Annotated in this window: 7 protein-coding genes and 2 pseudogenes; 4 read left to right on the top strand and 5 right to left on the bottom strand. The window is 40.0% G+C overall.

Going from position 1 to position 9,759, the window contains the following annotated elements; genetic code table 11:
- The coding region (locus L652_RS1000000124505) for a Na+ dependent nucleoside transporter N-terminal domain-containing protein (protein ID WP_275451729.1) at window positions 1-131 on the bottom strand (131 nt) is incomplete at its 3' end.
- Window positions 132-148: 17 nt separating this feature from the next.
- On the bottom strand, window positions 149-781 hold the full coding sequence (udk, locus tag L652_RS0107505) for a uridine kinase (protein WP_024596281.1): 633 nt from the start codon (window positions 779-781) through the stop codon (window positions 149-151).
- 192 nt (window positions 782-973) lie between these two features.
- Between udk and L652_RS0107500 the strand changes: the two genes are divergently transcribed.
- A complete protein-coding gene (locus L652_RS0107500) occupies window positions 974-2,206 on the top strand; it encodes a phosphopentomutase (RefSeq protein WP_024596282.1) in 1,233 nt (410 codons plus the stop codon).
- Window positions 2,206-2,910, top strand: coding sequence for a purine-nucleoside phosphorylase (gene deoD, locus L652_RS0107495; protein ID WP_024596283.1), 705 nt, complete (start codon window positions 2,206-2,208; stop codon window positions 2,908-2,910). The genes L652_RS0107500 and deoD overlap by 1 nt, the downstream gene beginning before the upstream one ends.
- Before the next feature lie 884 nt (window positions 2,911-3,794).
- Here deoD and L652_RS0107490 read toward each other — a convergent pair.
- Complete coding sequence (locus tag L652_RS0107490) at window positions 3,795-4,685, bottom strand: tetratricopeptide repeat protein (protein WP_024596284.1); 891 nt, start codon at window positions 4,683-4,685, stop codon at window positions 3,795-3,797.
- A 1,168-nt stretch (window positions 4,686-5,853) separates the two neighbouring features.
- On the opposite strand from L652_RS0107490, the pseudogene katG reads away from it, so the two are divergent.
- Window positions 5,854-8,021, top strand: a pseudogene (gene katG, locus L652_RS01000000123440) (catalase/peroxidase HPI).
- Window positions 8,022-8,124: 103 nt separating this feature from the next.
- Here katG and L652_RS0107480 read toward each other — a convergent pair.
- Window positions 8,125-8,697, bottom strand: coding sequence for a hypothetical protein (locus tag L652_RS0107480; protein ID WP_002959106.1), 573 nt, complete (start codon window positions 8,695-8,697; stop codon window positions 8,125-8,127).
- Window positions 8,698-8,888: 191 nt separating this feature from the next.
- On the opposite strand from L652_RS0107480, the gene arfB reads away from it, so the two are divergent.
- Window positions 8,889-9,302: an alternative ribosome rescue aminoacyl-tRNA hydrolase ArfB gene (arfB, locus tag L652_RS0107475; RefSeq protein ID WP_002959105.1), complete on the top strand. Its 414-nt coding sequence runs from the start codon at window positions 8,889-8,891 to the stop codon at window positions 9,300-9,302.
- Between the two features lie 125 nt (window positions 9,303-9,427).
- On the opposite strand, the pseudogene L652_RS0107470 reads toward arfB, so the two are convergent.
- Window positions 9,428-9,759, bottom strand: a pseudogene (locus tag L652_RS0107470) (ethanolamine permease); the annotation flags it as partial.

Genomic DNA, 9,759 nt, shown 5'->3' with positions numbered 1-9,759 from the left:
CCGCCAATAACTACTTGCATCGCAAATGCTATACCAACGGTTCTTAAATTAATTGCCTTGCGATTAGTTGATGCCGCAAAGGCAATGCTTAGTAGCACACACATGCCCACTAAGCTCATAAATGTTGTCATACAAATGTTTCCCGTTGTTATTCTTGTAGTAAATATTTTATCTTACTTTTTATTATATCAATCGCAACGCGGTTCATACCGCCTCGAGTCACAACTAAATCTGCATTATGCTTAGAAGGCTCAATAAATTGATAAAACATCGGTCTAACAGTTGCTTGATACTGCTCAACAACAGATTGTAATGTTCTGCCTCGTTGCTCCATATCACGTTGCATACGACGCATTAAGCAAATATCTAAAGGCGTATCTATAAACACCTTAATATCAAATTCTTTATTAAGCGCTTTGTCACTCAATAATAAAATACCTTCAACAATGAGTATTTTAGCAGCAGGCACTCGGCGAGTTTTCTCGCTACGTGTATGCTGTGCATAATCATACGTTGGTACTTCAACTGAATTTCCACTACGAAGCTGTGTTAAATGCTCAAGCATTAACGCATGTTCAAATGCATCAGGATGGTCGTAATTCGTTTGCGTACGATGCGCCATCGGTAAATGCGACTGATCCTTGTAGTAAGCATCTTCTTCAATAATGGCGATAGCGCCTGGTTCAAGCTCATTAACCAATTCATTGTATATAGTTTGGCTAAAAAGAGATTTGCCCGACGCAGACGCGCCTGCAATAGCTATAATAGTAGTTCGTGTCACTAAAGTTCTCACCCACACAGAAGGATATATTGTTGGTAGATCACAATAGCAAAAAAGACACGATTAATCTCTTTTGCTTCGCTTAAGAATGCAAATTTATAATGTTTAGGTTTTATGAAACAGGACTTTTGTCCTGTACGGAAAAATCGATCAGCGGATAAAGTAACCACCTAGAATCAAAGTGAGGTCAAAATGGCAAGAGCAATTATCTTAATGGCAGATAGCCTAGGAATCGGTGCAGCACCAGATGCAGATAAATTCGGCGATCTTGGGGCTAATACATTCGCTCACTTACTAAAAGCATATTACGACGAAACAGGCGCTGCATTATCGCTTCCTAACCTATCAAAACTTGGGTTAGTGGATGCATGTGAAGCTGCCGGTGGAGAACCGTGTTTAATTTCAGACCGCCAAGCTTCTCAAGGGGCATGGGGTTACGCTAAAGAATTATCTAGCGGAAAAGACACGCCATCAGGTCATTGGGAAATGGCAGGAGTACCTGTGTTATTTGATTGGGGATATTTCCCAAAAACACAGCCAAGTTTCCCACAAGAATTTATAGACGAGTTTATAGCTCGTACTGGTATTCCTGGCATTTTAGGCAACTGCCATGCATCGGGAACAACCATTTTAGAACAGCTAGGTGAAGAGCACGTAAAAACAGGTAAACCAATCTGTTACACCTCAGCTGATAGCGTGTTTCAAATAGCCGCGCATGAAGAGTCATTCGGCCTAGAGAAGCTTTATCAAGTTTGCGAAATCGCACGGGCGCTACTTGATGAAATGAATATAGGACGAGTGATTGCGCGGCCATTTTTGGGTTCAAATAGCCAAGACTTTGCCCGCACAGGTAATCGTCGCGACTATTCAGTGCTTCCGCCAGCACCAACATTGCTAGATGTGTTAGCAAAAGACGGCGGCGAAGTAATTAGTATTGGTAAAATTTCAGATATTTACGCGCATCAGGGCATAACCCAAAAGCATAAAGCACCTGGGCTTATGAACTTGCTAGAAAAAACCAGCGAAGTAATGAAAAGCGCACCAGATCATAGCTTAATCTTTACTAACCTAGTTGATTTTGATGAAAAATTTGGTCATCGCCGTAACCCAGTAGGTTATGCAAAAGCATTAAAAGAATTTGATGACTATTTACCAACTATACTAAAGCAGTTAAACGCAGATGACATATTAATGATCACTGCAGATCACGGTTGTGACCCAACCTTTCCAGGTTCTGAGCACACTCGCGAATACGTACCGGTTATTGCATATAAACCAGGTATGAGTAACACACCACTAGGTGAACGCAACAGCTTTGCAGATATCGGTCAAACACTGGCACAGTGGTTTAACTTATCTGCGCTTGATTACGGCGACAGCTTTTTAAATGAGCTAACAACGCCAAATAAAAAGGAAAACAATTAATGAGTACTCCGCATATCAGTGCAAACGTTGGTGATTTCGCCGAAACAGTATTAATGCCAGGCGATCCGCTACGTGCGCAATATATTGCTGAAAACTTTTTAGATGATGCAGTACAAGTTACAGGTGTTCGTAACATGTACGGTTTCACTGGTACTTACAAAGGTAAGCCAGTAAGCATCATGGGTTCAGGCATGGGCATTCCATCAATGTCTATTTATGCACGTGAGCTAATTGTAAGCTTTGGCGTTAAAAATATTATACGTATTGGTACGTGTGGTGGTATTGGCACAGATATCAAAATCCGTGACGTAATTTTTGCACAAGGTGCAAGCACAGATTCAAACGTAAACCGAGCACGTGTTCGTGGCTACGATTTTGCTGCTATTGCTAACTTTGACCTACTTTTAAACGGTGTAAACGCCGCTAAAGAGCTAGGAATAGAGGCAAAAGTAGGTAACGTATTTACAACCGACACTTTCTACCAAGCAGACGACTCGTTCTATAAAGACTTAGACAAGTTAGGCATGCTAGCAGTAGATATGGAAACAGCCGGTTTATATGGCGTTGCAGCTGAATACGGCGCAAATGCAATGGCATTATTTACAGTAAGTGACCACGTAATCACCGGTGAAGCAACACCTGCTGATGAGCGTCAAAGCACGTTTAACGAAATGGTTAAAATTGCATTAGAGTCAATAGCTTAAATAATACATAACAGTTCCTTGGTAACGTATTCACTAAGTTTTGGAGACACGCCCAAAGTGAAGTGAGACTAACCTCCAAAGCCGCATTTTATGCGGCTTTTTTTATGCCTGAAGAAAATGGGTAGCAGCTTCTAATTACTTATACCAATTCGCTTAATTAAGTGATCTATTTTGAGGATGGAAAAATGTGTTGATAGCTAGGCAAAAAATTCGCTATTTAGTTGTTCTAAATGAGAATTTTTTAACGCAGGTAGCGACACGTTTAGCCCCTAAAAATGATTAAGTATTATTTCGGGTTGGTATTAATTCAACCATCTAAAAACTGCGTTTTTAAACGCCTGCAAGCAGCGCGTCTACAGGTAAATTAAACTGCTGAGTGTAAGTTTTCCATGTAGGCGCAGAGCTTGCTCGCGCGAGAAGCACTTAAGCTAACTACTCTAAAAGCGCAGCATCTCTAAACCTATTTGTGTATAACAGCCCTAAAAAACAATATGCACGCAGAGAAGAAAAGGAGGAGCAAATGAGAAGAGCAAAACCAATGCTGACTCGGCATTATAAAAGTACAAGCGTTGCTTTAAAAGCTTGTAACCTGCGCGAATAGCTGTGTTTATACCAAGTTTAGAGTATGACTTGTTGCTCATGTTAGAAGCACAGTTTCTGATTGTTTTTATTATTTTAACTTCTAAGCTCTTCTCTAAAAGCGCAGCGTCTCTAAACCTCTTTGTGAATTAATCACTTTTGATCTTAGCTCTACGCTAGAGCTGAGTTTGTAGAGCGCAGTTAAGCTTCTAATTACACAACAAACTTTACCTTTAAAAACAAAAAAAGGGCCAAGGCCCTTTTTATGGTGTTGCGCCTAATCATACAGGCCAAATTCTGAGTGCTTAAACAACTTCACCAGCCACTATCGTATTAAAGCTGTCGTTGTCATGCAGGCTTGCAAATGCGCTCTCGTGTAATAATTCATTACGTAAGTTTGGAGAGTATTCAAGTGCCATTTTAATATCGGCTAAGGCATCAGCATGCTTATGTGTTAGTGCATAAGCACATGCTCGTTGCCAATAGGCATAACCATAGTCACTATCTATATCAATAGCTTGATTACACAGCTCAATGGCTTGTGCTGTTTCATTAATTTCTAGTAGTGCATCGGCTTTATAAGCAATGGCTTCAACATCTTCAGGTTTGCGATTGAGTATTTCATCAAAAATTTCAATTTTATTTGCAAAATCACTTTCTAGGTTTGCGCGCATCCACAACGAATGAACTTCGTTAGTCACCGATATGCGCTCTTGGTTGCTGAGTATTTCTTCTGAGCGAACGCGTAGTTTTTCTTCAAGAATTTTTAATCGGTCTTCATACTCGTCTGTAATTACACTCACACGCGTATTTACAATATCTTCTACTTTGTTTTTAACATCGCGCAACGAGTTCCAACCCACTAAAACTAAAATCGACGCCGTAGCGGTAATTATAAAAAACACATTATTAATGGTATCTGTAGTGTACGTTAATGCGCGATCGGCAGTATCAAGCTGCGCATGAGTAACCTGCTTAGTTACATCTTCACGAAGCTTTTGCTGATCTTGCCTAACTGCTTTTAGCTCATCTAATATGTAGCGCTCCATTAGCGGCTTATACATAGGCTCTTTGAGTTGTTGAAGAGCTTGTTGCTCTTGTTGTGCTGTAGGTGAAGCTGGTTGCTTTTCAGCAGAGTTCACTATGCCTGAAAACAAATTTAAACAAACAAAAAGTACAGATAGGTAATAACGCATTGGTACGCCTAATTAAATTAATTACTGTAATAACTTTAACATGCAGGGCTTAATGGCACTAGGGCGTGTTGTTCTTTGTGGATTAAAATTGACCTAATTTAGATAGGAGCAATAGTTGTAAAATTTATTTAGCCTAGAGCCTAGGGCGTGTTGACCTTTCGTGACTAATTTTGCAGCTGTATATTTGGTTTTTAGGCAAGGCAGAGCCTATGTAGTGTGGTTATTCCCCATAAATAGGCGATAACGAAGCATAAATGCCAAACATGCGCTGCCCTTAGGGTTCTTTCTAGGGACGATTTACTCTTTGTTGCTCGGTTTTTACTTAGCCCACTAGGTTACAAACCTCGCGCCGCGATTAAATCGTCCCTAGATTGAACAAATTTCAATCCACAAAGGTCAACACGCCCTAGCAATAATAGGGTAAAGCGTGAGCATATTACCCATGCTCAGGTAATTTGAGTAAAAATAGGCAAAAAAAAACCAGCTCAAGGTGAGCTGGCAAAAACTGCTTAAAACAACAATATGTCGTAGGGATTCACAGGAGAACAACTTCATACTAAGTGAATATTTATGAACAAATACTTAATTCAATTCAACTAGTTAAAAATATAAGAATACTCAAAGTATTCGGTTTATAAAGTAAAGGTGCATTGGGCTTAATTAATGCACCTTTATCATTATAACTATCTAACTACAATTTCATGGTGAAGGGGGGTATTCCAATGTGCGCTTTAGTAAACTAAAGCCACTTTCAAACCCTTCACATACCATTACGCCGAAATTTTTCAATTCGATCACAGGTCTAGTAAAAAGATTAAGGTTAATTCACCGATTTTAAATTTTTATTTTGCGTAATGCTTTATATGCGCGCCATCTGACTTTTTTACTATTATTTTAAACGCCACTTTAAGCCTATTGTTAAATACATCATTAACGTAAGGGCAATCAAAAATATAAATTGGAGCAATCGTTTTAAATAGTATGTTGAGGCTGGCGTAGCATAATTTATACGCCTATATTAAGGATACGTAAGCACTTAGGTAGGCACGCTGAGTAAAAAGTAAGCCTATTAAATAAAAATAACCGTTACTTTTTAAAAAGTTATAAACACATAAGCAATAATACTGATTGATTAAGTATTTTACTTTTCTATTTTAAGGATTTCACAATGAGCAAGCCAACAGCGGGTAAATGCCCTGTTATGCACGGTAGTAATTCAGTTGTTTCTAAAGTAAACACCGATTGGTGGCCAAACACACTCAACTTAGACATTCTTCATCAACACGATACTAAATCAAATCCATACGGCACTAATTTTAACTACGCAGAAGAATTTAAATCTCTAGATTTAGACGAAGTAAAAGCCGACTTAAAAACCTTTATGACCGACAGCCAAGATTGGTGGCCTNCCTGCCGATTGGGGCCATTACGGTGGTTTAATGATTCGTATGGCATGGCACTCAGCGGGTACGTACCGTTTATCTGATGGTCGTGGTGGCGCAAGTACCGGTAATCAACGTTTCTCGCCTTTAAATTCATGGCCAGATAACGCAAGCTTAGATAAAGCACGCAGACTTTTATGGCCACTTAAGAAAAAATACGGTAACAAACTCTCATGGGCCGATTTATTTATTCTTGCTGGTAATATGGCATACGAATCAATGGGTCTTAAAATTTATGGTTTTGCGGGCGGCCGTGAAGACATTTGGCATCCAGAAAAAGATATTTACTGGGGTGCAGAAAAAGAATGGTTAGCACCAAGTGATGAACGCTACGACAATGTAGAAAAACCAGACACCATGGAAAACCCATTAGCCGCAGTACAAATGGGCCTAATTTACGTTAACCCTGAAGGTGTTAATGGTATACCAGATCCACAAAAAACGGCAGATCACGTACGTGAAACATTTGCTCGCATGGCGATGGACGATGAAGAAACCGCAGCGCTAACAGTGGGCGGCCATACAGTAGGTAAAACTCACGGTAATGGTAAAGCAGAGCACTTAGGTCCAGAGCCAGAAGCAGCAGACGTACACGAGCAAGGTTTAGGTTGGAACAGCACCAAAGAAGGCGGCTTTGGTCGTCATACTGTAACTTCTGGCCTTGAAGGCGCATGGACCACACACCCAACTACATGGGATAACGGATACTGCCACTTACTTTTAAATTACGAATGGGAATTAACAAAAAGCCCAGCTGGCGCTCATCAGTGGGAACCTGTAAATATTAAAGAAGAAGACAAACCAGTAGACGTAGAAGATTCATCAATTCGTTTAAACCCAATGATGACCGATGCCGATATGGCCATGAAAGTGGACCCTGCGTACCGTAAAATTATTGAGCGTTTTTATAACGACTTTGAATACTTCTCTGATGTATTTGCACGCGCATGGTTTAAGCTAACTCACCGCGATTTAGGTCCTAAAGCATGTTACTTAGGTAAAGATGTACCAAGCGAAGACCTAATTTGGCAAGATCCTATTCCAGCAGTTGATTACACATTATCAGACGATGAAATCACAAGCTTAAAAGCACAGCTACTTGATTGCGGTGTAAGCGCAAGTGATTTAATAAATACAGCGTGGGATAGTGCACGTACGTATCGTGGTTCTGATAAACGCGGTGGCGCAAATGGCGCACGTATTCGTTTAGCACCACAAAAAGATTGGCAAGGTAACGAACCTGCGCGTTTAGCAAGTGTACTTAGTGCCCTTGAAAAAGTACAAGCGGGTTTATCTAAGCCAGTAAGCATGGCTGATTTAATCGTATTAGGTGGCACAGCGGCTGNAAGCCGGTGTTAATGTAACAGTACCATTTGCACCAGGACGAGGAGACGCAACAGACGAAATGACTGATGCAGAATCGTTCGATCCGCTTGAGCCTGTTCATGATGGATTTAGAAACTACCTTAAAAATGACTTTAGCGTATCCTCAGAAGAGCTATTGTTAGAGCGCAGCCAATTAATGGGCTTAACAGCACCAGAAATGACTGCACTTATGGGCGGCATGCGTGTACTAGGCACAAACTACGCAGGCACTAAACATGGTGTATTTACTGATAATGTAGGTACGCTATCTACCGACTTTTTTGTAAACCTAACCGACATGGCTAACAACTGGAAGCCACTAGAGCCAGGTATATATAATATTGTTGAGCGCAAAACAGGCACCATTAAATGGACTGCCACACGCGTAGATTTAGTGTTTGGTTCAAACTCTATTTTACGTGCCCTAAGTGAGTTTTATGCACAAGACGATAATAAAGAACGTTTTGTACATGACTTTGTAAATGCATGGGTAAAAGTAATGAACGCAGACAGGTTCGATCTTAAATAATCTGTACGCTAAATAAAAACGGGGGAGTATTGGATACTCCCCCGTTTTTTATGCGTTTTAATTTCACGGCTAGATAAGCCCGCTTTTTTTAAAGCAATAAAACTTATAAAAGTGCAAAAAGCTTTTGTAGTTGTGGCATATATTCGCTCACAAGTTCAAGGTTGTTTTCGCTTACTAAAGATTCTGTAGACTCCTCAGCTGCGCTTGACGATTTACCAAACGAACCCATTAATGAGCTAGCGCCTTTATCTTTAGCACTTTTCATACTTTGAAAACCGCCCATTACTTTATTAGCAGTTTCTTGATTATCAGCAGAAAGGCCCGACTTAAGATTTTCGATATAAGCCATTGATACTTCAGAACCTACAGTTACTAGCTGCTCTGGCGTAAAACCGTAACGGTTTGTAACACTCGCAAAGCTTTTGTATAGGTCTTGTTCTTTAATCATGCTTAATGCACTGTTAGCTAAAGAGCTTTGTTCGCCAACACTTTGATCTGCAGAACCACCTAGCATACTTGCTAAATCTAAGTCTTTTAACGACTCTTGGCTGCTTGCCCAGCTAGTCACAGCTGGCAGTGCTTTCATATAGCTTTGAAGTTGACCTTCGTTAATATCCTCTGCAAGGCTTGAGAAACTCATCGCTAATAAGCTAAGTGATACAAGTATTTTTTTCATTGAGCATTTCCTAGTATTAAAGTAGTGCCAATTAGAAACTAATAAGCAACACTTGCCAACACAAAATAAAATATTGGCTGATTTATAGTACAATTTATGAGAATTTATTTAAGTTCTAAGAATTTAGTTGATTCACCACAAGCTAATGTACTGATGATATAATGTATTTTTGACAAATAGAGCTGAACACAATGTTAACAATTTCAAATACTGTCACTATCGATGAATGGGAACTAGAGCTCACAGCTATTCGTTCGCAAGGTGCCGGTGGTCAAAATGTTAATAAAGTAGCAAGTGCAATTCATTTACGTTTTGACATTAACCGCTCTAAATTACCTGACTTCTACAAAGAACGCTTACTTGCATTAAATGATACAAGAATTACCAAAGACGGCGTCTTAATCATTAAAGCGCAAAGCCACCGTACCCAAGAGCTAAACAGAGAAGATGCCCTTAAGCGTTTAAAGGATTTAATCCTTAGTGCTACGGTAGTTAATAAAGCGCGTCGAGCCACCAAGCCCAGCCGTAATTCACAGCGAAAGCGCATGGACAAAAAGACCAAGCATGGGCAAAACAAAGCGCTACGCGGCAGCATAAAGTTTTAGCTTTAAATGATATTAATAAAGTAGATAAGGGGCTTGATATTTACATGCATGCACTATTTTTACACCGTATTGCTTGTATAAAAATATAAGTGAGGGTTAGCCTCACTTATAATAACTATTAATATTTACTTAGCCATCTCTAAATCAGATTCTGCATCTGCCAACATTGCAAACTCTTCATCAGCGCTTTTAGCAACTAAGTGTTTTGAGCTGTAGCCAAAGTAATATACGGCGCCCACAATAAACAGCATTATAGTGTATAAAAATGCACGAGGGTCGAACGCATACACACCGGTTAATGCTATAAGCGAAAGCACTAAAGCGATACTTGACGTTACTACGCCCCCTGGGGTTTTATACGGGCGAGGTAAATCAGGTTGTTTAACGCGTAGCAAAATATGGCTCAGCGCCATTAATGCATACGATACCGTTGCTCCCACTACAGCCATTGCAAGTA

The organism is Pseudoalteromonas sp. TB25, from assembly GCF_000497995.1.
Lineage (GTDB): Bacteria > Pseudomonadota > Gammaproteobacteria > Enterobacterales > Alteromonadaceae > Pseudoalteromonas > Pseudoalteromonas distincta.
The sequence above is the reverse complement of the archived record's forward strand: the minus strand, read 5'-3'. Positions and strand labels throughout refer to the sequence as shown.